The 25557-nt window shown below is 64.0% G+C and carries 24 protein-coding genes and 1 tRNA gene; 18 read left to right on the top strand and 7 right to left on the bottom strand.

What is annotated here, in order from left to right:
* The first annotated feature begins 17 nt into the window (after positions 1-17).
* Both E6X30_RS06125 and E6X30_RS06120 read left to right on the top strand, forming a co-directional pair.
* Positions 18-1037 (top strand): Gfo/Idh/MocA family oxidoreductase, encoded by a 1020-nt coding sequence (locus E6X30_RS06125; protein WP_316335900.1) that lies wholly within the window; start codon positions 18-20, stop codon positions 1035-1037.
* Positions 1034-2038: a Gfo/Idh/MocA family oxidoreductase gene (locus E6X30_RS06120; RefSeq protein WP_316335899.1), complete on the top strand. Its 1005-nt coding sequence runs from the start codon at positions 1034-1036 to the stop codon at positions 2036-2038. Before E6X30_RS06125 ends, E6X30_RS06120 begins: the two co-directional genes overlap by 4 nt.
* Positions 2039-2135: 97 nt before the next feature.
* On the opposite strand, the gene E6X30_RS06115 is transcribed toward E6X30_RS06120, so the two are convergent.
* Positions 2136-2208: transfer RNA gene (locus E6X30_RS06115), tRNA-Arg, on the bottom strand.
* 128 nt (positions 2209-2336) lie between these two features.
* Here E6X30_RS06115 and E6X30_RS06110 point away from each other — a divergent pair.
* Together E6X30_RS06110 and E6X30_RS06105 are read left to right on the top strand one after the other, a co-directional pair.
* Positions 2337-3023, top strand: coding sequence for an NTP transferase domain-containing protein (locus tag E6X30_RS06110; protein WP_316335898.1), 687 nt, complete (start codon positions 2337-2339; stop codon positions 3021-3023).
* Positions 3024-3049: 26 nt separating this feature from the next.
* Positions 3050-3736: a copper resistance protein CopC gene (locus tag E6X30_RS06105; RefSeq protein ID WP_316335897.1), complete on the top strand. Its 687-nt coding sequence runs from the start codon at positions 3050-3052 to the stop codon at positions 3734-3736.
* Between the two features lie 125 nt (positions 3737-3861).
* On the opposite strand, the gene E6X30_RS06100 is transcribed toward E6X30_RS06105, so the two are convergent.
* Entirely contained in the window at positions 3862-3999 is a 138-nt protein-coding gene (locus E6X30_RS06100) for a transposase (protein ID WP_396334968.1), read from the bottom strand.
* Between the two features lie 680 nt (positions 4000-4679).
* On the opposite strand from E6X30_RS06100, the gene galE reads away from it, so the two are divergent.
* The gene (galE, locus tag E6X30_RS06095; RefSeq protein WP_016663956.1) at positions 4680-5693 is read left to right on the top strand and encodes a UDP-glucose 4-epimerase GalE; all 1014 of its coding nucleotides are present in this window, start codon (positions 4680-4682) and stop codon (positions 5691-5693) included.
* Positions 5694-5999: 306 nt separating this feature from the next.
* Here galE and E6X30_RS06090 read toward each other — a convergent pair whose 3' ends face one another.
* Entirely contained in the window at positions 6000-6215 is a 216-nt protein-coding gene (locus E6X30_RS06090; protein ID WP_016663957.1) for an Rv0909 family putative TA system antitoxin, read from the bottom strand.
* A 194-nt stretch (positions 6216-6409) separates the two neighbouring features.
* Here E6X30_RS06090 and E6X30_RS06085 point away from each other — a divergent pair, with 194 nt between their 5' ends.
* The 3 genes from E6X30_RS06085 to proC are packed head-to-tail and all read left to right on the top strand — an operon-like array spanning position 6410 to position 11931.
* Positions 6410-10900 carry a hypothetical protein gene (locus E6X30_RS06085; RefSeq protein ID WP_316335896.1) on the top strand — a complete coding sequence of 1497 codons (4491 nt, stop codon included), beginning with the start codon at positions 6410-6412 and terminating at the stop codon, positions 10898-10900.
* Positions 10897-11076, top strand: a complete 180-nt coding sequence (locus tag E6X30_RS06080) for a hypothetical protein (RefSeq protein ID WP_070435478.1) — start codon at positions 10897-10899, stop codon at positions 11074-11076. Before E6X30_RS06085 ends, E6X30_RS06080 begins: the two co-directional genes overlap by 4 nt.
* A gap of 15 nt (positions 11077-11091) precedes the next feature.
* Positions 11092-11931: a pyrroline-5-carboxylate reductase gene (gene proC, locus E6X30_RS06075; protein ID WP_316335895.1), complete on the top strand. Its 840-nt coding sequence runs from the start codon at positions 11092-11094 to the stop codon at positions 11929-11931.
* Positions 11932-11972: 41 nt separating this feature from the next.
* Here proC and E6X30_RS06070 read toward each other — a convergent pair whose 3' ends face one another.
* Positions 11973-12641 carry a TrkA family potassium uptake protein gene (locus E6X30_RS06070; RefSeq protein WP_016663961.1) on the bottom strand — a complete coding sequence of 223 codons (669 nt, stop codon included), beginning with the start codon at positions 12639-12641 and terminating at the stop codon, positions 11973-11975.
* 19 nt (positions 12642-12660) lie between these two features.
* Positions 12661-14067, bottom strand: a complete 1407-nt coding sequence (locus E6X30_RS06065; RefSeq protein ID WP_141740597.1) for a TrkH family potassium uptake protein — start codon at positions 14065-14067, stop codon at positions 12661-12663.
* Positions 14068-14212: 145 nt separating this feature from the next.
* Between E6X30_RS06065 and E6X30_RS06060 the strand changes: the two genes are divergently transcribed.
* The 3 genes from E6X30_RS06060 to E6X30_RS06050 all read left to right on the top strand — a co-directional run bounded on the left by E6X30_RS06060 (position 14213) and on the right by E6X30_RS06050 (position 17981).
* Positions 14213-15991 carry a dynamin family protein gene (locus E6X30_RS06060; protein WP_070435476.1) on the top strand — a complete coding sequence of 593 codons (1779 nt, stop codon included), beginning with the start codon at positions 14213-14215 and terminating at the stop codon, positions 15989-15991.
* Positions 15991-17685: a GTPase gene (locus E6X30_RS06055; protein WP_316335894.1), complete on the top strand. Its 1695-nt coding sequence runs from the start codon at positions 15991-15993 to the stop codon at positions 17683-17685. Before E6X30_RS06060 ends, E6X30_RS06055 begins: the two co-directional genes overlap by 1 nt.
* 197 nt (positions 17686-17882) lie before the next feature.
* Positions 17883-17981, top strand: coding sequence for a 30S ribosomal protein bS22 (locus tag E6X30_RS06050; protein ID WP_005504750.1), 99 nt, complete (start codon positions 17883-17885; stop codon positions 17979-17981).
* Between the two features lie 370 nt (positions 17982-18351).
* Here E6X30_RS06050 and E6X30_RS06045 read toward each other — a convergent pair whose 3' ends face one another.
* On the bottom strand, positions 18352-18693 hold the full coding sequence (locus E6X30_RS06045) for a glutaredoxin family protein (RefSeq protein ID WP_016663965.1): 342 nt from the start codon (positions 18691-18693) through the stop codon (positions 18352-18354).
* The gene (locus tag E6X30_RS06040; RefSeq protein WP_016663966.1) at positions 18690-19232 is read right to left on the bottom strand and encodes a YceI family protein; all 543 of its coding nucleotides are present in this window, start codon (positions 19230-19232) and stop codon (positions 18690-18692) included. The genes E6X30_RS06045 and E6X30_RS06040 overlap by 4 nt, the downstream gene beginning before the upstream one ends.
* A 228-nt stretch (positions 19233-19460) precedes the next feature.
* Here E6X30_RS06040 and E6X30_RS06035 point away from each other — a divergent pair, with 228 nt between their 5' ends.
* The 7 genes from E6X30_RS06035 (at position 19461) to E6X30_RS06005 (ending at position 25543) form a co-directional block, all read left to right on the top strand.
* Entirely contained in the window at positions 19461-19973 is a 513-nt protein-coding gene (locus E6X30_RS06035; protein ID WP_016663967.1) for a MarR family winged helix-turn-helix transcriptional regulator, read from the top strand.
* A 69-nt stretch (positions 19974-20042) separates the two neighbouring features.
* Complete coding sequence (locus E6X30_RS06030; protein ID WP_016663968.1) at positions 20043-20690, top strand: histidine phosphatase family protein; 648 nt, start codon at positions 20043-20045, stop codon at positions 20688-20690.
* A complete protein-coding gene (locus tag E6X30_RS06025; RefSeq protein ID WP_316335893.1) occupies positions 20687-21265 on the top strand; it encodes a TlpA disulfide reductase family protein in 579 nt (192 codons plus the stop codon). The genes E6X30_RS06030 and E6X30_RS06025 overlap by 4 nt, the downstream gene beginning before the upstream one ends.
* 5 nt (positions 21266-21270) lie before the next feature.
* Positions 21271-22020: a cytochrome c biogenesis CcdA family protein gene (locus E6X30_RS06020; protein WP_396334967.1), complete on the top strand. Its 750-nt coding sequence runs from the start codon at positions 21271-21273 to the stop codon at positions 22018-22020.
* Between the two features lie 32 nt (positions 22021-22052).
* On the top strand, positions 22053-23678 hold the full coding sequence (locus E6X30_RS06015) for a cytochrome c biogenesis protein ResB (protein ID WP_316335891.1): 1626 nt from the start codon (positions 22053-22055) through the stop codon (positions 23676-23678).
* Positions 23675-24721, top strand: a complete 1047-nt coding sequence (gene ccsB, locus E6X30_RS06010; RefSeq protein ID WP_316335890.1) for a c-type cytochrome biogenesis protein CcsB — start codon at positions 23675-23677, stop codon at positions 24719-24721. Before E6X30_RS06015 ends, ccsB begins: the two co-directional genes overlap by 4 nt.
* A complete protein-coding gene (locus tag E6X30_RS06005) occupies positions 24722-25543 on the top strand; it encodes a fructosamine kinase family protein (protein WP_016663973.1) in 822 nt (273 codons plus the stop codon).
* The last annotated feature ends 14 nt before the right edge of the window (positions 25544-25557 follow it).

The raw sequence follows: 25557 nt of genomic DNA, 5'->3' as shown, positions 1-25557 counted from the left end.
CCTGAAAGAATGAACGAATGATCCTCCAATCTGAGCCGCGGCCGCGCGTGGGCATCGTGGGCACGGGCGGCATTTCCCGTTCCCACGCGCGCGGCTGGCGGGCCCTCCATGCCGACATCCACGTGTTCAGCAGCCAGGGAGCGGAAGACTTCGCCGCCCAGTTCGCGCCCGTCACGATCCACGACTCGTTCGAGAGTCTCCTCGGGGCAGTCGACGTCATTGACGTGTGTACCCCGACCCCTTCGCATCCCGAGTACGTGCACGCCGCGCTCGATCACGGCACGCACGTGCTGTGCGAGAAGCCGCTCGCCCTCTCATCGGGTGAGGCTGCGCGCATGGCGGAGCACGCTCGCGAGGCGGGCCTGCTTCTTTTCCCCGCACACGTCGTGCGGTTCTTCCCCCAATATGAGGCGCTTCGCCGTGCCGTCGACTCTGGCCACCTCGGCGAGCTCGCCGTGCTTCGCTTCGAGCGCTCCGGTTCGATGCCCGCGCAGCCCTGGTTCGCCGACGAATCCGTCAGCGGCGGCATCATCATGGACCAGATGATTCACGACATCGACCAGGTGCTGTGGCTCGCGGGCGAGGTGAGAAGCGTCTTCGCCACACAGAATATCTCGAGCGGTGATCAGAGCGTGCGCGCCGCTCACGTGATCCTCACCCACGCAAACGGCGCACTCACGTTCTGCCGCGGCCTGTGGGGCGCGAAAGGCACCGTCTTCCACTACTCCTTCGACGTGGCGGGAAGCAGCGGCAAACTCACGTACGACTCCGCGAAAAACACCGGGATCGAATTCGACGCGGTTGCCTCGTCGGGTGAGAGCAAGAGCTACCTGCCGAGCGTCGCCGGGATGCGCGACCCCTACGGGGCCGAGATCGAGGATTTCTGGAACTGCGTGAAGCAGGCGAGCGTCGGAAACCCCGGCAGTACCCCGGATGGGCCCACCCCGCGCGTGAACGGTTCCGACGCCACCCGCGCCATCGCCGTAGCCGAGGCCGCCCGCGAATCCATCCGTACCGGCGAAAGGATCGTGCTGTGAACGCGACCGACCCCACCCTTGCGGGCCGCGCCCTCCGCGTGGCCGTGCTGAGCGCCGCCCACGTTCACGCTGCTTCCTACGTGCGCCTGCTGGAAAGTCGCGCCGACACCGAGGTGGTCCTCGCCGATCCGGACGGCTTCGGCGACGTTCCCGCCGAGCGCACCGTCGCGACGATCGACGAGGCATGGACGGCGTTCGACGGCGAGGCTCCCGACGCCGTTGTCGTCTGTAGCGACAATGCCGGCCATAAAGCTCTCGTGCTCGAGGCGGCGCGTCGTGGCATCCACGTCCTGTGCGAGAAGCCGCTCGCGACAACCGTCGAGGACGCCGAGGCGATGGTCGACGCTTGCGCGAACGCCTCAGTCGTGCTCATGACGGCCTTCCCCGTGCATTTTTCGCCCCAGGTTGCCGCGCTGCGCCAAGCCGTTGACAACGGAAGCCTCGGCGAGATCATCGCGCTCGCGGGCGCCAACAACGGCAAGCTTCCCGCAGGCCGCGATTGGTTCACCGACCCGGAAGCTGCCGGTGGCGGGGCGCTCGTCGACCACGTCGTGCACATCGCCGAAATTCTCGATTCGCTCTTCGGCGAACCCGAATCCGTGCACGCGGTCGCGAACGGCGTGCTGTACGGCCACACGAACGACGGTGATGCCGAGACCGGCGGTCTCGTGACGCTTCGGTACGCGAACGGGTTAATCGCGACGATCGACTGCTCGTGGTCGCAGCCCGCCGAAGCCCCCACGTGGGGAGGCCTGAAACTGCACGTGGCCGGCACAGGCGGCCAGCTCGAGATCGATGCGTTCTCGCAACGCGTCGATGGCCCCGGGCAGTGGCACTCCTTCGGCCTCAACCTCGATGCGCTCCTTCTCGATGCCTTCCTTGAAGCCGTGCGCAGCGGCGAGGGGCAAGAGCCGTCGGGCGCCGTTGGGGCGCGCACAGTGCGGGTCGTGAACGCTGCGCAGGAGTCGGTGCGCACGGGAAGGCCGGTGCCGCTGCGCTGACGCGGCGGTCGAATGGCGGTAGAAACTATTGCGTATCCGCTGTGTACCGGAAGATTCGAACAGCGAAGCCCAGGCCTTATGACCTGGGCTTTCGTTGTGCCCCCGAGACGATTCGAACGTCCGACACCCGCTTTAGGAGAGCGGTGCTCTATCCCCTGAGCTACGAGGGCAATCGAAAAGCGCATGCTTCACGCTTTCGAGCCCTTCCACTCTAGCGGCGATCGTCGTAGCCTCAAAGTTCCATGCGGCGCGCGGAAGCGGATGTCACGCGAAGCGGCGCGGGTGGGAGGATGGAGACATGGAAGCTTTCGAGGTTACAGGTGCGGCGATCGTGCTCGCCGGCGGCCGTGGCTCGCGCATGGGCGGCGTCGATAAACCCACTCTCGAGGTCGAGGAGCGGTCCATGCGCGCGAGCGTGCTGTTGGCGGCGCGTTCGGCGCTCGGCGAGGGTGCGCCTCTCGTCCTCGTGGGGGAGCCGGGCGCAGACGTGCAGAGCATCGGAGCGGTGTGCGTGCGGGAGGAGCCGCCCTTTTCCGGCCCTGTTGCGGGGCTCGCGCGTGGACTGGCTGAGTTGGAGCGGCTCGGGAGCACTGTTGAGGTGGTGCTTGTGCTCGGCGGAGACATGCCATGGCTCGAGCCGCGCGTGCTCGGCGCTCTCGTATATGAGTGCGCGGAAGCACCCCGAAAGGTTGCGGGTGCCGTGGATGCGGGCGGGCGTCGGCAATTCCTGTGCGCCGCGTGGCCGCGCGCGGTGCTTGCACGCGCTCTTTCGCACGTTGCGGGGGAGGGCGGCTCTCTCGTTGGGGCGAGCGCGAAATCCCTCTATCGCGCTCTCGGCGAGCTTACGCCCGAGCCCGTTCAGTCGGCGTGGCTTGACGTTGGTACGCTTGCAGGCGCGAGCGGACTAGCGCCGGAGCTAGTGGCCCGCTCGTTGAGCGATATTGATTCACCCGAGCAGCTCGAGCGGGCCCGCTCGCGCCGCTGATTGCCGGTGTTTGCGAAAGGACTTTCATGCACGCGCTATCACGCCCCGCTTCTCGCTTTTTTACCCTCGTGTGTGCGGCTCTTGCCGCGATGATGATTTTCGCGGCCCCCGCACTCGCGCACGACCGGCTCGTGGGTTCGACGCCGGCGGATGGCGCCGAGATCCTCCAGGGGGAGGCCCGCACCATTACGCTCGAGTTTTCCGCGGAGCCGCTCAAGCTCGGGAACGAGGTGCGCGCGAAGGATTCCGCCGGAACGGTTCTGTTTGAGGGAGAGCCCCAGGTCGATGGACACGAGGTCCGTGTCGAGCTCGACCAGCTCCCGGCTCCCGGCGACATGACCCTCGAATGGCGCGTCGTGAGTTCCGACGGCCACCCGATTTCGGGCACGCTCACCTACACCGTCAAGGAGGACCCGAGCAAGCCTTCCGAGGAGGCGGCAAGCTCCGCCACGGAAGAGAGCGCGGGCGAAGGGGCCGACGGTGGCTCGGCGTCCGGTGACTCCGGTAAGAGCGGCGATGCGGCCGGTAAGGGCGACAAGAATGACAAGGCGAGCGCGGAGGCCACTGCGACGTCGATCGAAACACCCGACAAGGTTGTCACCGATGAGAAGAAGTCGTTCAACTGGGCGCTGTGGCTCCCGGTGATTGTGGTGGCGCTGCTCGCGATCGCCGTGGCTATCTGGCTTCTGCGAAAGAACGACGACGAGGACTAACCCACTCATAACTGAATTGCATAGGGGTTGTGGGGGTAATGGTGCGGTAAATCCGTGAGGTTCCGCCGAAGCCCCATAACCGGCTCTTCGCGATTTGTGGTGAATGATCCTGCTGGGGCGGGTATTCACGCTACGGTTTTTGCGGCGCTGGTCAGCAGGATGCGCATCCGGTAGTTCTCTGGGTTGCGGAATCCGCGGCCGGTGCGTTTGATGTTCTTGGTGCCGGTGTTCGCGGCCTCGACCGCAGCGCTGCTCCAATAGATGAGTGCAAGTCCAATCCGAACGAGTTATTTAGACGAGTTCAGAGGAACTCGTTCGTGGAAAATCATAGGCTTGAACTTCACGAAGCAGTGAGCGAGTTCTGTTGCGAATTGATGCCCTGTGAGGAAGGTTTTGCGAATGATGAGGATTGAACTTCCCAACAGGCTTCGGACTCGGACCCTCTCGGTAAGTGGAGTCAGCCATGATAAATTTAGTTGAGAGCTGTTCGGACATTGCCCGGAGGTGCCGGGTGTAGCTCTAGCTGGGGGACCGGTAGTCGTGTCGGTCACCGAAGTTTATGGCGAGTTCGCGCCTGGAGATTATGACTCCTGAAGCTTGGTCCGGTATGTCTTTTAAGAGCGGGACAGGCACGAACGTTGACATAGATCAATGTTCATTCGAGGTGGCGGAGGTTGAGGAGTTGCCCGACGAGCAGAAGCAATCCCTGTTGCTTAGTCCTGAGTTGGTTGTTCCTACATTGGGCCTAGAGGCTGCTGGACCGTCACGTTTGACAGTTGAGAATTACCGACACACCGATCCTTCACGGATCGCTCGAGATGTCAATCAATGGTCAGGAATGGTGCTTGGACACGAGATCGTGGCGCAGGCTATCTGGGAAGTTTCTGACGAATTTATATTGACTGGATCTGAACCACTATTGTGACTATCTGAGGAGTTGCTCATGAATCACCCGGTCAAAGTGCTCATTTCAGGGGGAGCTGGCTACATTGGAAGCACGGTTGCTTCTAGGCTTCGGGACGAAGGTTTCGAGGTAGTCGTTCTGGACAATCTCATCACCGGTCGACGTGAGTTCGTTAAGGGCTTGACGTTCTATGAGGGTGATATCGACGATCGTGCCCTACTAGACCGGATCTATGAGGAGCATCCTGACATCGCAGTCGTGCTTCATTTTGCAGCACTGATAGTGGTTCCCGATTCGGTTGCGGACCCGCTGGGATACTACGAAGCGAACATCAGCAAGTCTCTGGCGTTCGTGCGCGGATTGATCGCGAACGGCTGTTCGCAGCTTGTGTTCAGTAGTTCGGCGTCAATCTACGCTGTGAGCGAGGACTTTTCGGTAGACGAGAGCTCAGAACTGGCCCCTACGAGTCCATACGCTAGAAGCAAGGCGATGTTTGAGGTAATGCTTCAAGACATCGCTGCGGCGAGCGACCTCAACGTACTGTCGTTGCGTTACTTCAATCCCATTGGCTCTGACCCTAAGTTTAGAACCGGGCTTCAAATAGCTTCACCCTCGCACGCCCTCGGTAAGTTGATTGAAGCACACCGAGGCGATACTGAATTCCAAATCACGGGCACTGATTATCCCACTCGGGACGGTTCGGGAATTAGAGATTATGTCAATGTTTGGGATCTCGCAGAGGCGCATGTTGCTGCAGTCAGGGAGGGTGCAAAAATCGCAGCCGACTCCGCCTATCAAGTTATCAACTTGGGCACAGGTGAAGGAACTACCGTTCGTGAGCTAGTCGCCGCGTTCGAGAGCGTGGTCGGGGAGAGTGTGCGTGTCGTTGAAGCTCCGCGCCGTCCTGGCGACAGCGCTGGGGCGTTTACTCGTTCCAGGAAGGCGGCGGAGCTCTTGAACTGGACTGCATCGTCATCTCTTGAGGACGGTATTGCGAGTACCCTGGAGTGGTTCGAGCGTCGGAAGCTTATACTTCCCGATTTGGCGGACTGAGTAGTTGATTCTGACGTGAAGCCTAAGCGAGGGCACGAGGGATCAGAGTGGAGAGAGCTCGCAGCATCGCGCTGCGAACCATTATTCTCGTGCACAGGCTCGTGGTCCTCCGAGATGTGGATGACTTGACAACACCCATCACAGCAGGGCAACGAGCCGTTCTACGTCAGCGACGCGACGCTCCCCTTCACCACGAACCTTGAAAATCCCCACAACCTCTATGGAATGCGAGAAGGGGCGCTTCCCGGAATCGGGAAACGCCCCTTCAGTGCTAACGCCGTGGCGCTAGCGACGAGTCAATGGGGATCAGCCGTGGAACTTGTCGAATGCGTCCTTGCCCTTGTCGGCACCGTCAGCAATCTTGTCGCCGAGCTGGTCGGGAGCGACGTCCTGAGCCTTCTCGCTCGCCTTGTCAATCGCGCCGTCAACCTGAGCGTCGTGCTCCTTGGCGAAATCCTTGACCTTATCTTCGTTCTGTTCGAACGCGCCCTTGGCCTTGTTCAGTGCATCATCGAATCCCATGTCAGGTCCTTTCGTAGAGTCTCAACTGCGTGAGCCTCCCGTGTGGAAGCTACGACGAAAACGCTAGGGAAGAAACCTGGAGGGTTCGTGAACGTCGTCAGAGAAGAGTGCGCGAGGGTAAAAATGCGGTAAGGAGCGGCGCGCCACATGCCCGCCTCAGTGGCTCAGGGGCTCGGCTCGGATACCGTGGGAAGGTGAGTTGGTTTGGACGTTCAAAACGCGCGAAATCTCAAAGTGGCCAGGAGGCCGAGGTTGACGCGATGACGGCACGTGCGCGCGAAGAGCGCTCGTGGGTGGGGCGATCGGCGAGCGCCGAGGGCGCCCAGGACGCTAGCGAGGCCGAAAACGCGAAAAATAACGGCGGCTCGCACGCGGTCGAGGAGCCCACGCTCGAGATTCGTGACCCGCATGAGACGCGCGAAACGATGCACGAGTACACCGAAAGCAGTGTCGAGGACACCGGCGCGCACGTGTTCACCCCCGCGGCGTTCGACGACGATGATGACGTCACCGACCTGCAGGGTGCCCTCTCGCGCGTGCTCGTGACGGAAGCCAGCCGCGAGGAACGGATCGAGGAATCGCTTGCGACGTGGCGCACGGCTCTCGCGTCACTCGCCGGAGACCACGACTTCCTGACAGACATGCGCTCGGGTGTGTTTCTCGACCTCACGAACTCGCATCCGCAGGGGCTCGCCCACCTGTTTGCGAGCCGCGGCTCCACACGACTCTCTTCGCTCGTGCGCGAGGAAGCCTCCCTCGAGCGTGCGCGCGAAGCCGCATTCCAGATCCGCGAGAGTGCCCTCGCCCACGCCGAAAACCGCGGTCTCACGACGTGCCACCTCGCGATCGGGGAGGCAACCTGGGTGGATCTTTCGGGCGAGCAGGTGCATGCGCCGCTCCTTTTGCGTCCGCTCAACCTGCACGTGCGAGGTGGCGCCCGCGAGGACATCGACATCGACCTTGACGCCGCTGTCGACCTCAACCCCCTCGTGCTGAGGGCCCTTCGCGACGAAGGCGTCCTCATCGACGCCCGTGCGCTACTCGAACTCACCGACTCTCACCACGGTTTCGATCCGCAGCCGGTCCTCGACGCGTTCCGCTCGCTCGGGGAACCGCTTCCCGGTTTCCGCATCTCCCACGCTCTTGTCGTTGGCAACCTCGTGGATACCTCGGGCCCCATGCTCGAAGACTTCGATGTTCCGGCCGAGGACCTCGCGGACCTGCCGATCATCGGCGCGCTCGCGGGTGACGAAGAATCACGCGATGAACTCGCAGTTGAGCCTTCTTCAGAAGAGGAGGTGCCCGAGTCGGTCGCGAGCGCCGATGCCGATGCGCGCCTCATTGCCGAAAACCTCCAGGGGCGCCCCGCACTCGTGGTTCACGGCGCGCCAGGTCGCCCACTAGCGCCCACCGTCGTGGCGTTCGCGGCTGAACAGATCGCCGCCGGCAAACGCGTGCTTCTCGTGTCGCAAAGCTCGAGTCGACTCGCCGAGCTTCAGTCAGAAATCGAGACCGCGGGCCTCGAGGACATCCTCCTTAGCCTCGTCCCCGACCCGCATCTCCAGCGCGAGGCGAGCCGCTCGATGCTGCTCTCGCTCGCGAAAGCAAGCTCGTTCGTGCCGCCCGTCAGTCTCGCTGAGCCCGAAGGGCTGGCAGAGGCGCGCGACGTGCTCACGGGGCACGTCGAGGCGATGCACCGTGTGCAGGAACCGTGGGGTGTGAGCGCCCACGAAGCGATCAATGAACTGGCCGATCTTGCACGCCGCCGCCCCGCGCCGCGCACGGGCGTGCGACTCACGTCGAACGTCGCCGTGGCGATCCTCAAGGATCGCGAACGGTACGAGCGACTCATGCGCGAGGCAGTCGAATCGGGCGCGCTCGGCATGGTTCCCGAGGACACCCCGTGGTACGAGGCCTCGATCACGAGCGAGCACCAGGCCAAGCGCGCACTCGAACTCGTGACCGAGCTCGATGAGGCCTCACTTCCGCAGCTTATAGAGCACGCCGAGGCTCTCGGTGCGCCGTGCAACCTTGAAAAGGCCCGCAGCTTCGCGGAGCTTCGGCACACGGTGCGCGTTCTCGATGCCATGCGCTCCCTTTTCCGCCACGTGCGCCCGGAGCTGTTCAACGAGAAAATCGACATGCTTCTCGCAGCGGTTTCCGACAAAACCTTCCGCGAGGAACACGGGGCGGTCATGGGCTTTGGCGAGCGTCGCCGCTGGAAGAAGCTCGCAAAATCGATGCTGCAACCGTCGGAAAACACGGAGAACTTGCGCGCGCACCTCCTGGCCGCTCAGGACATCCACCGCCAGTGGGAAGCGATCGCGACCGACGCTGGCCTCACCCCGGTTGTACCGAAGTCGCTCGGTGAGGTTGAGGCGCTCGTGGGTAGCACACAAAAGAGCCTCGATGAACTGCAGGTTCTTCTCGCGGGCACCGAGCAGGGCACCGACTTCGACAACACCGAACTTGGCGCGCTTCACGAACGCATGAAGGAGCTCAACGCGCGAAGTGAGGTGCTCGATGTTCTCCCTCGCCGCACGAAGGTCATGCGTGAACTTGAATTTGAGGGATTCACGGCGCTCCTTCGCGATATTCGCGGCCCGGAAATCACAAGTGACCTCGCCGTCGCCGAGCTCAATCTCGCGTGGTGGGTGAGCGTGCTCGAGTTCATCGCGCGCGCTGAACCGACCCTTTCGCAGTACGACGGTACGAAGCTTTCCCAGGTGGCCGAGCGCTATCGCCGCCTCGACGTGCACAATCTCAACGCCGGTCGCTTCCGGGTTCGCAAGCGCGTGGACGAGCTGCTCGTGGAAACCATGAAGCGTTTCCCGGAAACGTCGCGCAGCGCGATTATTGAGCTCAATACTCCGGGAACGATGAGCGTGCGCGACACTGCCGGGAAGTATCAGGACATCATGTTCCGTGCGCGGCCACTGTGGCTTGCTTCGCCGTTCATGGTGCCGCAAATGATTCCCGCCGGGCGCCACTTCGATCTCGTCATTCTCGCCGATGCTGCGCGACTCCCCACGGCCGCGGCGATCCCGGCACTGTCGCGAGCGAGCCAGGCCGTGATCGTCGGCGACCCGTTTGACTTCGTTGATGGCGACGATGTTCGCGCCCACCACTCGGGCATGGCCCGCCTCCTCGACGAAGCGAGTGAAGTCGCGCCCGTGCTGCGGCTCGTGCGCGACACGCATCCCGCGACCGGCGGCGTGCGACGCTTCGTCGAGAACCGCGCGAAGGCGCTCGATGCGGGATGGGGTGCGCTGCTCGCGCCGCCGAGCCCCGAGCACATCGACGAGGACACCTTCATCTACGTCCCGGATGGCAGGGGCCCCGTGCGCCAGGGCGCGGAATTTGTGGAGTCGACCGACGCCGAGCTTCGCCGCGTCACCGACCTCGTGATCTACCACGCGCGCCACAACCCCGAGCGCTCACTCGCGGTCCTGACCCTCACACCCACGCATGCCAAGGCCGTCCAGGACTCGGTCATGCGGTCCGTGAGTCGCCTGCCCGATCTACACGACTTCTTCAACCCCGAGCGCGAAGAATTCTTCACGGTCGTGCCCGCGCAGGCGGCAACAGCGATCGTGCGCGACGACGTCATCGTGTCACTCGGCTTCGGTCTCACCCCCCACGATCGCCTCTTGCATCGCTTCGGCCCGCTGTCGACGGACGCCGGCCGCAGGGCCCTCCTCACGGTTTTGACCCGAGCCCGCTTCCACACGAGCGTCGTAAGCGCCGTGCGCAGCAGCGATCTCGAGGTGGATAGGCTTCGCACGGAGGGCGCGCGTGACCTGCGGCTTTTGCTTGAATTCCTCGAGGCTGGATTCTCGCAAAGCGTGCTTGATCACGAGGCTGCGGTAGAGATCGAGGAGCCGTCGGAACCTGCCGAGCAGAACGAGAGTGCCGACGCTAGCCCCGCCGAAACCGAACCCTCGGAACCGGTCGACGCCGGCGAGGATAGCGAGGGCGACGAGCCGGCTGACGAAGGCGAACCCGGAACTGCGGTCGAGGGCGAGGCTACCGACGATAATGCTCCTGAGCATCCCGCCGAACCGGACATCCCCGATAGCTCCGAAGCGCTCGTCGCTGACCTCGCCGACCGCCTGTGGCGCGCCGGTTACACGGTCGAACTCGATTACGGCCTGTCGAGCGAGCGCGTCGAACTCGCGATCGCCCACCCCGAGCTTCCCGGGCGCTACCTCGTCGCCGTCGCGACAGACGGCCCGCGCTACCGCGAAATCACGGACCAGCGTGAACGCGACCGCTTGAGCGCAGAGCGCCTTGAAGCGGCGGGATGGACTGTTGAGCGCGTCTGGTCGTGGGCCCTCTTCATCGATCCCGAGGGCGAAGCAGAACGCGTGATCAAGAGCGTCGAGCGCGCCTACCACGACTACCTCGAGCAGCAGGACATCAAAATCGGGCGGGGCGCTGCCCGCCATCGCTTGCCGAAGCCGAAGATCCCGGCCGGTCACCCGTTGAGCTTCTACGGACCGGACGACTTCGATCAGGTCGTCGCCTACATATGCTCGGACGGTCAGGCTCGATTCTCCGAGCAACTCGCTACGGAGGTGCGCGAGTTCCTGGCGTTTACCGAGCGCAGCGTCCTGCTCGACGTGTCAGTTTCAGCCGCGATTCGCCGCTACCTCGCGAAACAAAGCGAGGGAGAGGCTCGGTGAGCGAGAAAAAGGCTCGCGGCAGGCTCGTCGTTTCCTCCATCACGGGAAAGCCCATGGAGGTCGAGCCAGCGAAGGACCGCGTGATCCCGAAGCGGGCACCGGCCGATCGCGGCGACGACTCAAACGACGAGCGGCTCATGCGGGACGTGCCGCCGCACTGGGGCCGCACTCGATAGCGAAGGATGCGTGCAATGGCGAACCTTACTGACCTCACCGTCACCGTGATCGGCGCCGGCAACATGGGCGGCGCGGTCGCGCGTGCCATCCGCAAGGCCGGCGTCGGCGCCGACAGACTCGTTCTTCTCAACTCGAGTGCGACGTCCACGCAAGTGGCCGCTCAGGAGATCGGCGCCACGAGTGCGTTTGAACGCTTCGGGTCCGACGACACCCTCGCAGCCGCCGCCCGCGAATCCGACGTGATCGTGCTCGGCTTTAAGCCGTACCACCTCGACGACATGGCCCCCGCGATTGCCCCGCACGTGCGGAAGGACACGCTCATTGTGTCGCTTCTCGCCGGAGCGAGTCTCGCAACGCTCGGCGATGCTTTCGACGGGCACACGGCGCTCGTGCGGGCGATGCCGAACACGCCCATCGCGGTCGGTCGCGGCGTCGTGGGCCTCATGCCGGGCGACCGCGCGAGCGAGGCTGAGCGTGCGCTTGCGCACGCCCTCTTCGCGCGGTCCGCGACCGTCGTCGACATTCCCGAACACCAGGTTCACGGCGTGATCGGCGCCGCCGGGAGCGCAAGCGCGTACTTCTTCCTCATCGTCGAGGCGATGATCGACGAAGCCGTCGCCCAAGGCTTCACGAGGGCCGTTGCCACGGATCTCGTGGTGGGCACCATGCTTGGAAGCGCAACCCTCCTGCACGAGACCGGTGAAACGCCCACGAGTGCGCGCTACGCCGTGACCTCGCCGGGCGGTGCGACCGCGCAGGCCATCGCCGCACTTGAAGAAGGCGGGATCCGTGCGCTCATGGCACGCGGCATGAGAGCGGCCGCACAGGCGTCGCGGAAAATGGAAGAGCGCTAGGGGCGAGGCAAGCGTCGGAACCCTTTACCCGGAAACCCGCGCTACGGGCGGTTAGAGAAACGCTCGATCAGCTCGGTGTGGCCGGAAACGATGAGCGTGTCGTGCGAGGAGACGACCGTTTCGGGCTCAGCGTAGGTGAAGTCGCGGCCCGGAGACTTCACGCCAACGACCGTGACACCGTACTTCGTGCGAATGTCTGATTCGCCAAGGGAAAAGCCCTGGATTTCGCGCGGTGGATGCATCTTCACGATTGCCCACCCGTCGTCGAACTCGATGTAGTCGAGGAGGCGACCGTTGACGAGGTGCGCGACCCGCTGACCCGCGTCTTTCTCGGGGAACACGACGTGGTGCGCGCCGATGCGCTCGAGAATCTTGCCGTGGGCAACCGAGATGGCCTTCGCCCAAATGACGGGGCCCGCGAGGTCCACGAGATTCGCGGTGATGAGCACGCTCGCTTCAATCGACGTGCCGACGCCAACGACGGCGACGTCAAAGCTGGACGCGCCAACCTGGTTGAGCGCTTCAATATTGGTGGCATCTGCCTCGACCACGTGGGTCAGCTTGCCCGAGTAATCCTGGACGAGATCAGCGCGTTTATCGATCGCGAGCACGTTCGTGCCGAGCGATTCAAGGTTGAGGGCCATCGACGCCCCGAAACGACCGAGGCCGACGATCAGGACGCTGCGGCCGAAGGAGCGGGAGTTTGCCATGTGTTCCAGCCTACCGGACTCAGCCGACGACGGGCCGTTCTTCGGGCAGGTGGATGACCCGTCGGCGGCTGCGCAGCGCGAGCGCCGCACCAAGGGTCATTGGACCGATACGCCCCACGTACATGCACACGATGATGACGTACTTCGCGGCAAGGCTGAGGTCGCTCGTGATCCCCGTCGAGAGCCCAACCGTGCCGTACGCGCTCAGGACCTCGAACAGGACGCGATCGAGCGGGTAATCCGTCAGGCGCAGCATCGTCCACGTTGCGATCGCAACGAACAGCACGCTGATCACGAGAACGGCAATCGCCTGGCGAATCGTGTCGTACGGGATGCTTCGACCGAAAATCTCAATGTCACGGTCGCCCCTTGCTTCCGCGATGATCGAGAGCACGAGCAGGGCGAACGTGGTGACCTTGATGCCACCACCCGTCGACCCTGAGCCGCCGCCGATGAACATGAGCAGATCCATGATGAGCCACGTGTCGGTGTTCATCGCGCCGATATCGAGAGTGGAGAAGCCGCCGGAGCGGGTCATGACGCTCGCGAATGCTGACGACAGCAGCTTCGTGTCGAAGCCGTGGCCACCAAGGGTGGCGGGGTTGTCCCACTCGGAAAGCAGAACTCCGACGGTGCCCGCGACCAGCAGGATGCTCGAGGTCCAAATCGTCAGCTTCGCGTGAAGACTCCAGCGCTCGGGCGTGCGCCAGTTTTGCACGAGCACGAGGATGACCGGGAAGCCGAGCGCGCCCACGAACACGGACGTGGCGATCGGGATCGAAAACCACGGATCCGCCATGTAGCGCGAAATGCCGCCAACCTCCGGGATGAACCCCGCGTTATTGAATGCCGAGATCGCGTAGAAAATCGAATTGAAGAGGGCGTACTTGAGGCTCGTTTCGTGGCGCAAGAGGAAGGGGACGAGGGCGATGAACGTCGCGATCTCGAACCCCGTTGAGGTGATAACGATCGTGCGCAAAACCCCGCCGACCTCGCTGAGCTTAGCGGCCTTGGTTTCGCGGGCCGTCACGATTCGCTGAGCCAAGCCCATATGCCGCATCACGCTCAGGCCAAGGAGCGAAGCGAGAGTCAAAACACCGAGACCGCCCACTTTGATCGCGGCCATGAGCACGACGAGCCCGAACGTTGACCAGTGGGTTTGCGTGGGTACGGTGACGAGGCCGGTGACGCACATGGCGCTCACGGCGGTGAAGAGGGCGTCAGCAAAGCGGGTGCGCTGACCGGACACGCTTGAAATGGGCAGTTCCAGGATGATCGTGAACAGCAGGATCATTGCCGTGAACACGAACAGTGCGAGGCGCGCGGGGGAGGTGCGGGCCGCTTCGCGCACGAGGCGCGAAATAAAAGACGTGATCGCGTTGAGGCGGCGCCGTGGTTTTAGGCGGGGGATGACGGGTGCTCCCACGGAGCCTCCTTTCGGCGCGAAAAGTGGGGCCGCGTTTACTCTATTCCCTTTCAGGGCGCGGGGCATGTTTGCGGGGGACCGGTGGGCCGCTCGGGTCCGACGGTTGTCGCGTTCCACTGCAGGCCCAGTTCGGTAGGCTTATGCCATGGATGCACGTGCCGATTCCCCCCTTCTGTCGCCGCTCGCGCGACGCGCGCGCGAGGCGAGTCTCCCTTTTGACATCGCCGGCGCGGCTGAGGCGCGCGAAAAGGCAGGGCATATTGCGCAGCAGATTGAGGACCACCTCGCACCGAGGCTCGCCTCTCTCGAGGCGCCGCTTCTCGCGGTGGTGGGCGGCTCGACCGGCTCCGGTAAGTCGACGCTCGTCAATGCCCTCGTGGGGGAGAACATTTCGCGCGCGGGGGCTTTGCGGCCGACGACGCGCCAACCGGTTCTCGTGCACAGCCCCTCTGATGCGCAGTGGTTCGAAGGGGACAGAATCTTGCCCTCGCTTCCTCGCGTGCACATGAGTGCGTCAAGCCCCGAAGCGCGCGAACGCGGAGCTGGATTCGGCACGGCCCTTCACCTGGTCGAAAGCGAGCGCGTGCCCCAGGGAATCGCACTTTTGGACGCGCCCGATATCGATTCGGTCAGCCGCGAAAACCGCGAGCTCGCCGGCCAGCTACTTCGTGCGGCAGACCTCTGGATTTTCGTGACAACCGCGCATCGATACGCGGATGCGGTGCCGTGGCTCGCCCTTGCGCAAGCCGCGGAGCGCGAGGTGACCGTGGTCGTCATCATGAATCGCATCCCGCACAAGGACGGGGTTGCCGAAGATTTGACGTCGCACCTGGGGGCGATGCTCGCGGAGCGCGGCGTTATGACGGAGCGACTGCTTGCGATCCACGAGCAGGAGCTCGGCGAGGGGGAGATCCTCGAAACAGATGAGGTGCGCGAGCTTTCGGCGTGGCTGGGGGCGCTCGCCCGCGATAAGGAGGCGCGCAGCGCGATCGCGCGGCGCACCCTGCGCGGGGCGCTCGTGGCAACAGCGCAATCGCTCGACGAACTCGGCGAAGCGGTCGCCGCGCAGGAAGACGAACGGGATCGGCTTGCGGCGCTCGCGCGCGCCGAATTCGATGCGGCGAAGGATTCGATCGCGAACCTTACTCGCGACGGTGCGCTGCTGCGCGGCGAAGTTCTCGCGCGCTGGCAGGACGTCGTTGGTACTGGTGAATTTTTCAAGGGCGTACAGGGGTGGGTGTCGCGCACGCGCGACCGCATCACCGCTGCTCTTACGGGACGTACGCGCCCGGTGGTCGCAGCCGAGAACGCGATTGAGACGGGCCTCGTGACCGTCGTCATCGACCAGGTTGCCAACGCTCGCTCGCGTACCGTGCGCGCGTGGAACTCGCATGCGGCAGGCGCGTCCCTGTTGCAGTCGAGCCCCGGCCTTGCCGTCACGCTTATGCAGGTGCCCGAAGGCTTCCGCCGCACTGTTGAGGATCAGGTACGGGCGTGGCAAAAGGACGTCCTTGACCTCGTCGAATCAGAGGGTTCAGACCGCCGCACGCAGGCACGAGTGCTGTCCCTCGGCGTGAACGTCGTGGGCATCGCGCTCATGGTCGTGGTGTTCGCCTCCACCGCCTTCATGCCGACTGGCCTCGAGGTAGGCGCGGGAACGGCGACGGCGCTCGTGGGGCAGAAACTTCTCGAATCGATCTTTGGCGATGAGGCCGTGAGGCGGCTCGCGAAGAAAGCGCGCGGAATGCTCGATTCGCGCATCGGCAACGTCGTGGACACACAAGCAACAGCCTTCGCCACGGCACTCGCTGCGCACCCCATCGCGACGGCATCGAGCACGATTCACAGCGATGCCGAGACCGTGCGTCAACTCATCGAGAACCTGGGTGGCCCCTCCGCTGCTCCCCGAAGGGGTGGGCAATAGTGAGCACTCGATCCGTCACGAAGACCCGCGGCCGACTCGACACTGCCGTGGAGGCCCTGAGCGGCGCGGTTGTGGAGGCGGAGCCGCTCCTCGACGATGCGACGCTCGAGGGCGCGCGTGCCGCGTGTGCGCGGCTCACGGAGCGTCTCGAGCATTCGAGCGAGCACACCGTGATCGGGCTCTTCGGGGCAACGGGATCGGGGAAATCCTCGCTCGTGAATGCGATCGTCGGTGAGGACATCGCGCGTGTTGCGCACAGGCGCCCCACGACCTCGAAAGCTCTCGCGATCCTCCCCGAGTCTGCGGATGAACACGTGGACGGCTCAGCGGCCTCGCTCCTTGACTGGCTCGAGATTCGCGAGCGGCACACGGTGGGCCGCGGATCCCTCCCGCAGGGAGCCATCCTCGTGGACCTCCCCGACTTCGATTCTGTCGAGAGCGCTAACCGCGAGATTGCCGAGCGTCTCGCCGGCACCGTCGATGTGCTCGTCTGGGTCACGGATCCCGAAAAGTATGCGGACGCCGTGCTGCACACCGAGTTCATTAGCCGCTTCGCGCGCCACGATGCGGTCACGATCGTCGTCGTGAACCAGGCCGATCGCCTGACGAAGGCCGACGGTGCGGCGGTGCGCTCCTCGATGAAGGCACTGCTTGCCGAGGACGGTCTCGCGAAAACAGAGGTATGCCTCGTGAGTGCCGTCGATGGCACCGGACTCCCTCACTTGCGAGCTCAGATCGCCACCGTTGTCGAGTCGAAGCGCGCTGTTCTCGAGCGTCTGCTCGCGGACGCTCGCGCCGAGGGGGAGGCCATCGCGCGTGCGACCGGGGCGATCGTTTCGCGTAAGTCCGCCGAAATTCCTCAGCTCGCGCGAGAAGTACCAACCGTCGAGCTCGACCGACTCGAAGATGCCTGCGCCACCGCGGCCCAGGTGGACAAAATCTCTGAAGCAGTTGCGCAAAGCTACCGCACGCGCGCGGGTCGCCATACCGGCTGGCCGGCGCTGCGGTGGATTGGCGCGTTTAAGATTGACCCGCTCGAGCGCATGCGCGTCGGGCGGGGAAGTAACAAGCACCGCAAGGGAGATTCGGACGACGAATTCGTCGCACGATCCTCACTTTCGATCGATGCCCCCGGCGCACGTGCTCGGATGAATCGTGCGGTCGACGAGTTCGCGCTGTCCCTTGCCGGTCAGGCACCGAATCCGTGGCCGGGTCGTCTCGCGGACGCTCTCGAAGAGGAGAAAGACGCACTTCCCGACGAGGTCGACTATGCCCTCACCCATACGGACTTTCGCGGCGCTGAAAAGTCGTGGACGTGGCTCCCGCTCAACATCGTGCAGTGGCTCTCATTCCTGATGGCAATAGCGGGCCTCGTGTGGCTTCTCGCCCTTGCTGGCTTCGACTTCCTTCAGGTGCCGAAACCGCCCATGCCCATGCTTGAGGGGCTGTGGGTTCCCGTGCCCGTACCGACGGCGATGATTATTGCGGGGCTTGGGCTCGGAATCGTGTTGGGTGCCTTTGCCGCGGTGCTCAATTCCTTCGTTGCGGCTTCTCGGAAGCGGCGGGCTCGCCGCGCGTTGCGGTCCTCGCTTCGTGACGCAGCGGAGCGCACAGTCGTTGCGCGTGCCCAGGGAGAGCTTGATCGGGCGGCGCGCCTTGAGGCTGCCCTTTCCACGCTCGTGGCGTCGGCGTGAAACGTGCGCGTGAAGCCCCTCACGCTTCGCCGATGACCTTTGAGCGCATTGGGCTGCAGCGCTAAAATAGTTCATTGTCTGTGTTTGTGGCCGCTGCCCCGCGAGAGGGTGGCCGCCCCGGCTGCGCTCGGCGCGTGCCGGCCACTGACACCTGGGCGGTGCCGCCGCCACCACGTACTGTAAGAAAAGAGGCAATCATGGGTTCCGTGATCAAGAAGCGTCGCAAGCGCATGTCGAAGAAGAAGCACCGCAAGCTTCTCCGCAAGACCCGCCACCAGCGCCGCAACAAGAAGTAAGGCGCAGCGGGCCAAAGCCCGCTTGTGCAGAAGGCCGCCGCCACTCCATCCGGAGGGCGGCGGCCTTCTTTGTGATTCATTCCAGGCTATAGCCCCCGGTTTCAATCTCGGCCCCTGGTTTCTGTTCTCGCTCCCGGATTCTAAGTGGCGAAAAATCGCCTCCTGGCGCGCCAAAACGCAACTCTCACGCCGTTTTTCACCACTTTCGAAAAGGCAGGCGGAGAGGGGAAAGGGAGGGGGCGGAGAGGAGAAGGGGGATGGATAGGGGGGATGGTGAGGCACACAAAGCACTAGGGCCCCTCCTCATGAGGAGGGGCCCTAGTGCCTGAACCGGGAGTTACTGGGCGGTGTTGCCGCACCCAGCCCTACGCTAGCCGCGGCGGAAAATGCGCGCTGCCGCACCAAAGAGCGGATTCGGGCGCCTCAGGCCGCGTACGAGGGCAGCCTTGAGCTCCTCTTCGTTCACGCGATAGACGGCGACAACGTCGCCGTCGACGGCGACAACGGGAATCTCAATCGACCAACGCCGCGCGAGCTCATCATTGGCTTCAATGTTGACGCGCTCGACCTCTTCACCCGTGAGCGCGGCGACGCGCGAGACTACCTCGGCTGCTTCCTCGCACAGGTGACAGCCGGGCCTTTCGAGCAGCACAATGCGCGCGCCGCTCGAGGAGACGAGGCCCGGCTCGGCGGATCCTTCGGGGGGTGTCATGCTGCCGCGGGCGCCGTGAACTCGACGTCGATCGTGATCGTGACCGTGTCGCCCACGAGAACGCCGCCGGCTTCGAGGGCCGCATTCCACGTGAGTCCAAATTCCTTGCGGGAGATCTTGGTCGTCGCCGAGAAGCCCGCGCGGTAGCTGCCGAAGGGATCGGTTGCGGCGCCTTCGTAGTCGACGTCAAGTTCGACTTCCTTGGTGACGTCTTTGATCGAGAGATCACCCTTGAGGGTTGTGCCGTCGAAGGCCGTCGAGGTGAAGGCCATGGCGGTGAACTGTTCGGCGTCGAAGAAGTCGGCGCTCTTGAGGTGGTTGTCGCGATCCTCGTTCCCGGTCGTGAGGGAGGCAATCTGGATCTCGGCATTGACGCGAGAGTCCTCGAGCTTTTCGCCGATGACCATGCGGCCGGAGACGTCGGTGAACTGCCCGCGAGTCTTCGAAACGCCGGCGTGACGAACGGTAAAGGCGACGGTGGTGTGCGAGGCATCGAGGGTCCAGGTTCCCTGCGTGAGGCCTTCGGGAAGTGCGGTCATGGGGTTCTCCTTTTCTGCCGTGGATTGGGGCGGGCGTGTTCCACAACCCCAGAAGTTGAAAACTAAACTAAAACCTGATGTGTGGTGTTGTCAACCCTCGCGACCTGCCCTCGCTGCCGCTCAGGAGGTGAGGTGGGGGACACCCTTTCGTGCACCCGGGTCCCCATACGCGCATAATAGGAGGCGTTTTCATGCACTATCCGAGAGTTTGAGCGAAAGGGGCCGCAGGTGGCGAACGAGGACGTCGGGCAGGAGGTCCCGTGGCTCGACCTCGAGGAACAAGAGGCATGGCGCACCTACCTTTTCACGACCACGCGCCTCAAGGATCGCCTCTCGCAGACCCTCGAGCAGGATCCACGAATCGACCTTTCGCTCCCCGAGTACGAAATTCTCGTACGGCTGAGCGAGAGCGAAAGCGACTGCGTGCGCATGTCGGATCTCGCCCAACAGGTCGTCCACTCGCGCTCTCGGCTCACGCACACGGTGGCGCGCATGGAAAAGCGCGGTCTGGTGGCGCGGGAGCGTTCGGTGTCCGACGGTCGCGGGCGCGTCGCCGTGTTGACGGCCGCGGGCCGCGAGCTGCTCGAGCAAGCGGCGCCGGTGCATGTGAGAAGCGTGCGTGAATTTCTTCTGGAGCCGCTGGGTAGAGAGGATTTTCTCGAGCTTGCTCGCATCCTCGATAAGCTCGTGAGTGATGAGGACCGCGAGTGCATTGAGTTTTCCGCCGGCGAGCGGGACTAGAGGCTAGGCTGGACGGCCAAGGCTTTGTGGTCGCTTCGTGGCCACTCTTTCTACCTTCGAGAGGGGCTTATGACTGAGACGATCGTTCACCTGGTTCGGCACGGTGAAGTGCATAACCCGGGAAAGATCCTCTATGGACGCCTGCCCGGCTATCGCCTTTCGGAGCGCGGTGAACAGATGGCCCGCTTGACGGGCGCGGCTCTTGCGGAGCGTGACATCGCGAAGGTGGTGGCCTCTCCACTGTTGCGCGCGCAGCAAACGGCAAAGCCGATCGCTGAACCGCACGGGCTTGAGATTGAGACTGACGAACGCCTCACGGAGGCCCTCAATCACTTTGAAGGCCACAGGATTGGCCACGGCGAAGCGAGCTTCACCAATCCGAAGAACTGGAAGTACTTCGTGAACCCGTTTCGCCCGAGTTGGGGCGAGCGATACCGCGACCAGGTGGATCGCGTCATGGCGGCGGTGCGCGATGCTCGATACGCCGCCGAGGGGCACGAGGCAGTGCTCGTGCTGCACCAGCTGCCAATCTGGCTCACGCGCCGCGCCGCAGAGCACAAGCCGATGTTGCACGACCCGCGCAAGCGTGAATGCGGCCTCGCATCCGTGACCTCCCTCGTGTTCAGCGGGGAGCATCTTGATCACGTCGAGTATGCGGAGCCTGCCGCCGCGCTCTACGAGGGCGCGGTGGATGCCACGGGAGGGAAGCTCACATGAGGAACGTATCTTTCACGCGTCGTGCGGCGCTGGCTCTTCCCTTGGGGATTGTGGGCCTCGCGGGTTGCGCGAGCACGGATACCTCCGCGCGCTACGACACCGGCTACGTTGAAGGCTCGGGGGTGAGCACTGAAATCGCGGTCGACAAGCGCGGCGATGCCTACGACTTTTCGGGCGAGACTTTTAGCGGCGAGCCCTTCACGCTGAGTGAGAAGCGCGGCGCCCCGGTCGTGCTCAACGTGTGGTACGCCTCGTGTGCACCATGCCGCAAGGAGGCTCCCGACCTCGTCAAACTCCACGAGACCTACGCGAGCAAAGGCGTGACGTTCGTCGGCGTTAACGTGCGAGACGAAGCCGGCCCCGCCCAGGCGTTTGAGCAAAAGTTTTCGATTCCCTACCCGTCGATCCCCGACCGGGACGGCACCATCATGTACGCGCTTCGCGGGCAGGTCTCCCCGAACGCCGTGCCCTCAACCCTCGTGTTTGACGCGAAGGGGAGGGTTGCCGCGCGTATCTCCGGCCTCGCCGACCCCTCAATCCTTGGCGCGATGATCGATCGGGTCCTCTCCGAATGACCGAAATCCAGCACGTGTTTGCGAGCACTGTTCTCGACGGTTCGCTTCTTCTCGCCGCTGCCGTGAGTGCGCTCGCGGGGATCGTGGCATTCCTGTCGCCGTGCGTATTCCCGGTCGTCCCCGGCTACCTCGCCTATGTCTCCGGCCTGGCCGGCCAGAGGGAAGAGAAGAATAATCGCACCGGTCGCCTCGCCCTGGGAGCTTTTCTGTTTGTGCTGGGCTTTACCGCGATCTTCATGGTCATGGGCGGTTTCGTTGGGGCCATTGGGTACACCCTCAGCGCACACACCACGTGGATCAACCGCATTGCAGGCGTCCTCGTGATTCTTATGGGACTCCTGTTCATCGGCCTCTTCCCGCGTCTGAGCGGGGAGATGCGCGTGAAGAAACGGCCCGATGCCGGACTGTGGGGCGCCCCGCTCATGGGCATCATCTTCGGTTTCGGTTGGACGCCGTGCATCGGACCGACGTTCGCCGCCGTGAGCACGCTCGCTCTCGACGGCGGGAGCGCGAGTCGCGGCGCGCTCCTCGCCCTCGCCTATTCGCTCGGTCTCGGCCTCCCGTTTCTCGCGTTCGCCCTTCTCTTTGACCGCGCACTGACGTGGTCGGCGTGGCTCAAGAGTCATCGTCGATCCGTCACCGTGGCCGGCGGTGCGCTACTCATCGTGATCGGCACGCTGCTTCTCACGGGGCAGTGGAGCGCCTGGATGGCGCAGCTTGCCACGTGGACCGGCTCGTTTACGACCGTCATATGACCGGCCCGAATCACACGAAAGGAGAAGCCGCGGTGAAAGCCCAGCAAGCGTCGGACACCCCCGACCCCACTCCCGCTAGCGAGCCCACCCTGCCGCGTCTTGGCCTGCGCGGAAGCCTGCGCTTCATCTGGCGCCAGCTCACGAGCATGAACACGGCGCTCGTGCTGCTTCTTCTGCTCGCGGTCGCGGCCGTGCCCGGGTCGCTTTTGCCGCAACGCTCCGTGAATCCCGCGCAAACGGATCAGTTCTTGGCCGAGAACGGCTGGTGGGGCGAGCTTCTTGACTGGGCAGGATTCTTCGAGGTTTTTACCTCGCCGTGGTTTAGCGCGATTTACCTTCTGCTGTTCATTTCCCTCGTGGGCTGCGTACTCCCGCGTTGCGTGACATATGCGCGTCAGGTTGTCGCGCAGCCGCCCCGCACGCCGCGCCGGCTTACGCGCTTCACTGGCTACACGAGACGTCCTGTCGAGGCAGCCACGGCGAAGGAGATCCAGGATCGCGCCAGTAAGCGCCTCAAGCGGGCCGGCTATCGCGTGCGGCACCTCGAGGAGAAAACGGGTGCGCTCAGCGTGAGCGCCGAGCGCGGGTATCTACGCGAAGCCGGCAATCTCGTGTTTCACCTCGCGCTCCTCGGCGTCCTCATCGGCGTGGGGCTCGGCTATCTCACGTCATATCGCGGGCAAATCACCGTCGTCGAGGGGGAGGGGTTTGCGAACTCTCTGACCCGCTACGACACGTTTGAGTCGGGCGCGTGGTTCAATCCCGACGATCTTCCGTCTTTTCGCTTCACGCTCGACGAGTTTCGCGCGGAGTTCTCGACCGATACCTCGAATCCGAAGGCCTTCGGGCTGCCCACGAAGTTCGAGGCGGACCTTACCGTTGAGGCACCGGGCCGCGAAACATTCCGCAAGCGCGTGCGCGTGAACGAGCCCCTTGAGGTCGATGGCGCGAGCGCGTTTCTTCTCGGCAATGGCTACGCCCCCATCCTCACCGTGCGTGACCCCGAGGGAAACGTCGTCGCGGATGGGCCCGTTCGTGCCGTCTCGAACGACAAAAACTACACCGGCCAGATCGTGTTGAAGATGCCCGATGCGTCCCCTAAGCAAATGGCGTTCGTGGGGATCTTCGCGCCGACGGCCGTCGTCGATGAGCGCGGCCCCCACTCGACGTACGCGGGCCTCGTGGAACCGAAGCTCTTCCTCACGGCGCACACCGGTGACCTGGGCCTCGATGCCGGCGTGCCCACCAACGCCTATCAGATCGACGTCTCCACGCTTGACCAAGTGACCCAAGCCGATGGGAAACCTCTGCTCATGAGCCTTTCGCCCGGGGAGAGCTTCGATCTTCCCGATGGCTCGAGCATCGAGTTTCGCGGCGTCAAGCGCTATGCTGCTTTCGACGTGAAGCATGACCCCTGGCAGGGTTTCACGCTTGCGATGGCGCTCACCGCGGCCGCTGGCCTCATGCTTTCGCTCTTCATCCCGCGCCGCCGCCTGTGGGTGCGCGCGATCCCCGCGGGCGAAGGCGTAGAGATCGAGGTTGCTGGTCTTGCGCGTAGCGAAGACTTCGCCCTCGCGAACGACGTGGCCCGCCTCGCCGACCACCTCGCGCCTGCCTCCCCCTCCGCCGTTCCTCGAGGAAAAGGACCCCGTCAGTGAATTTTCAGCAGCTCGCCGCGGCATCGGATTTCTTCATCCTGCTCGCGATGGTCGTGTACATGATGGCGTTCGTCGCCTTTGCCATCGATCTCGCGAAAGCGGTTCGGGTGCGCTCGGATGTGCGCCTCGCGAAGAAAACGCGCGAGCGTGAGCTCGCCACCGTCGGCGCGCCTGCGAGCTCCAATTTCGCCGGCTCTGCCCCTGCCGCGGATCTCGACCTTTCTGACGGCGCCGACGATGCCGAGGCCGAACTCACGCCTGCACGTGGAATGAGTCCGCTGAGCTTCGCCCTGGGGGCTGCGACGATCGCGACCGCCTTCCAGCTCCTCGGCGTCATTGCGCGCGGTATCGCGACCCAGCGTGTGCCGTGGGGCAACATGTACGAGTTCTCGATGACCGGGGCGGCCGTCATCATGGCAATATTTCTGCTGCTCGCGCACCGAGTGCGGGACATGCGTAGGCTTGGACTCTTCGTGCTTACGCCCGTCCTTTTCATTATGGTCATCGCGTACACGTCGTGGTATTTGCCGGCCGCGCACCTCACGCCGAGCCTCCAGAATTCGCCGTGGCTCGTGATTCACGTGATCGTGGCGATCCTCTCGATGGCCCTGTTCTCCCTGTCCGCCGTTGTCGCGCTGCTGCAGCTGCTCCAGCATTCGCGTGAGAGTCGCCTCGAGGCGGGGAATGAGGCGGGCTCGTCGCTTCTCGAGCGGGTGCTCGAGCGGGTTCCCAACGCCAAGCGCCTCGAGCAGGTTGCATTTCAAACGACGGCCGTGGGCTTTGTGCTGTGGACGTTCACGCTGATCTTTGGTGCTATTTGGGCGAACTATGCGTGGGGGCGCTACTGGAACTGGGATCCGAAGGAAACGTGGACGTTCGTCATTTGGATCGTGTACGCGGTGTACCTCCACGCGCGCGCGACGGTGGGTTTCCGAGGAAAGACCGCCGCGTACTTCTGCATCGCCGGTTTCGTGTGCGTGATCTTCAATTACACGATCGTCAACACGGTCATCAACGGCTTGCATTCGTACTCGGGCCTGTAAATGTCGGTGCGTGAGTGCGACGTCTTCCGCAAACCTGGGACCGCGCGCGCGATCCAGTGGGAACGCGCGGGTCTCGAGTGGCTTGAGGAGGCCGCGACGAGCGGTGGTGCTCGGGTGGTCGGGATCGTGGGGTCCGACGCCTCCCAGCTGTGCCTCGAACGCATTTCGCACGTAGCGCCTAGCGCGCGTGCGGCGCGCGACTTTGGCGCGGCACTCGCCGTGACGCATGGCGCTGGTTGCGGCCGCGCGAGTGAGAGTGGCGAGCGGAGTTTCGGGCTCGGGCCGGTCGATGCCGAAGGCCGCGCGTGGCGGGGAGACGGTCTCCAGGGGCCCGCGGGCGAGCAGCTTGCGCTTCCCCTCGCGCAGGAAGGCGAGTACCTTTCGTGGGGCGCGATGTTCGCGAATGCGCGGGTCGACCCGCTCGTGCGCGCGTCGGGGGATCTGTTCGACGCGGAGCAGCGCAAAGTTTTCAGGCGTCTCATGTCGAGGCTGTGCGCCGGTGATTTTGATGACGACGAGCCTCCCGCACGTGTCCACGGTGATCTGTGGGCGGGCAACGTGCTTTTTGATTCCGAGGGGGCAGTGTTGATCGATCCCGCGGCGTATTCCGGCCACCGTCTGGATGACCTCGCGGCCCTTCACTTGTTCGGAGCGCCGCATCTCGCCCACGTGGTCGAAGGCTACGAAGCAGCGCATCCACTCGCGCATGAGTGGCGAGACGTTCTCGCTCTCCATTCGCTGCATCTTGTGCTCCTGCACGCCGCACTTTTTGGCGGCGGGTACGCCGGCGAGGCGCTCACGATCGCGCGGCGCTACGCCTAGGATTAATACCCGTC

It is taken from the genome of Dermabacter sp., assembly GCF_032550575.1.
GTDB lineage: Bacteria > Actinomycetota > Actinomycetes > Actinomycetales > Dermabacteraceae > Dermabacter > Dermabacter hominis.
Note: the sequence above shows the minus strand (reverse complement) of the source record. Positions and strands in the feature narration are given on the sequence as shown.

Bases quoted from the DNA above. Each gene is read 5' to 3' on its own strand.
- E6X30_RS06005 (WP_016663973.1), top strand. From the start codon at position 24,722: ATGTCGGTGCGTGAGTGCGACGTCTTCCGCAAACCTGGGACCGCGCGC.
- proC (WP_316335895.1), top strand. From the start codon at position 11,092: ATGGCGAACCTTACTGACCTCACCGTCACCGTGATCGGCGCCGGCAAC.
- E6X30_RS06070 (WP_016663961.1), bottom strand. From the start codon at position 12,641: ATGGCAAACTCCCGCTCCTTCGGCCGCAGCGTCCTGATCGTCGGCCTC.
- E6X30_RS06090 (WP_016663957.1), bottom strand. From the start codon at position 6,215: ATGGGATTCGATGATGCACTGAACAAGGCCAAGGGCGCGTTCGAACAG.
- E6X30_RS06060 (WP_070435476.1), top strand. From the start codon at position 14,213: ATGGATGCACGTGCCGATTCCCCCCTTCTGTCGCCGCTCGCGCGACGC.
- E6X30_RS06125 (WP_316335900.1), top strand. From the start codon at position 18: ATGATCCTCCAATCTGAGCCGCGGCCGCGCGTGGGCATCGTGGGCACG.
- E6X30_RS06045 (WP_016663965.1), bottom strand. From the start codon at position 18,693: ATGACACCCCCCGAAGGATCCGCCGAGCCGGGCCTCGTCTCCTCGAGC.
- E6X30_RS06040 (WP_016663966.1), bottom strand. From the start codon at position 19,232: ATGACCGCACTTCCCGAAGGCCTCACGCAGGGAACCTGGACCCTCGAT.
- E6X30_RS06050 (WP_005504750.1), top strand. From the start codon at position 17,883: ATGGGTTCCGTGATCAAGAAGCGTCGCAAGCGCATGTCGAAGAAGAAG.
- E6X30_RS06110 (WP_316335898.1), top strand. From the start codon at position 2,337: ATGGAAGCTTTCGAGGTTACAGGTGCGGCGATCGTGCTCGCCGGCGGC.
- E6X30_RS06030 (WP_016663968.1), top strand. From the start codon at position 20,043: ATGACTGAGACGATCGTTCACCTGGTTCGGCACGGTGAAGTGCATAAC.
- E6X30_RS06105 (WP_316335897.1), top strand. From the start codon at position 3,050: ATGCACGCGCTATCACGCCCCGCTTCTCGCTTTTTTACCCTCGTGTGT.
- galE (WP_016663956.1), top strand. From the start codon at position 4,680: ATGAATCACCCGGTCAAAGTGCTCATTTCAGGGGGAGCTGGCTACATT.
- E6X30_RS06025 (WP_316335893.1), top strand. From the start codon at position 20,687: ATGAGGAACGTATCTTTCACGCGTCGTGCGGCGCTGGCTCTTCCCTTG.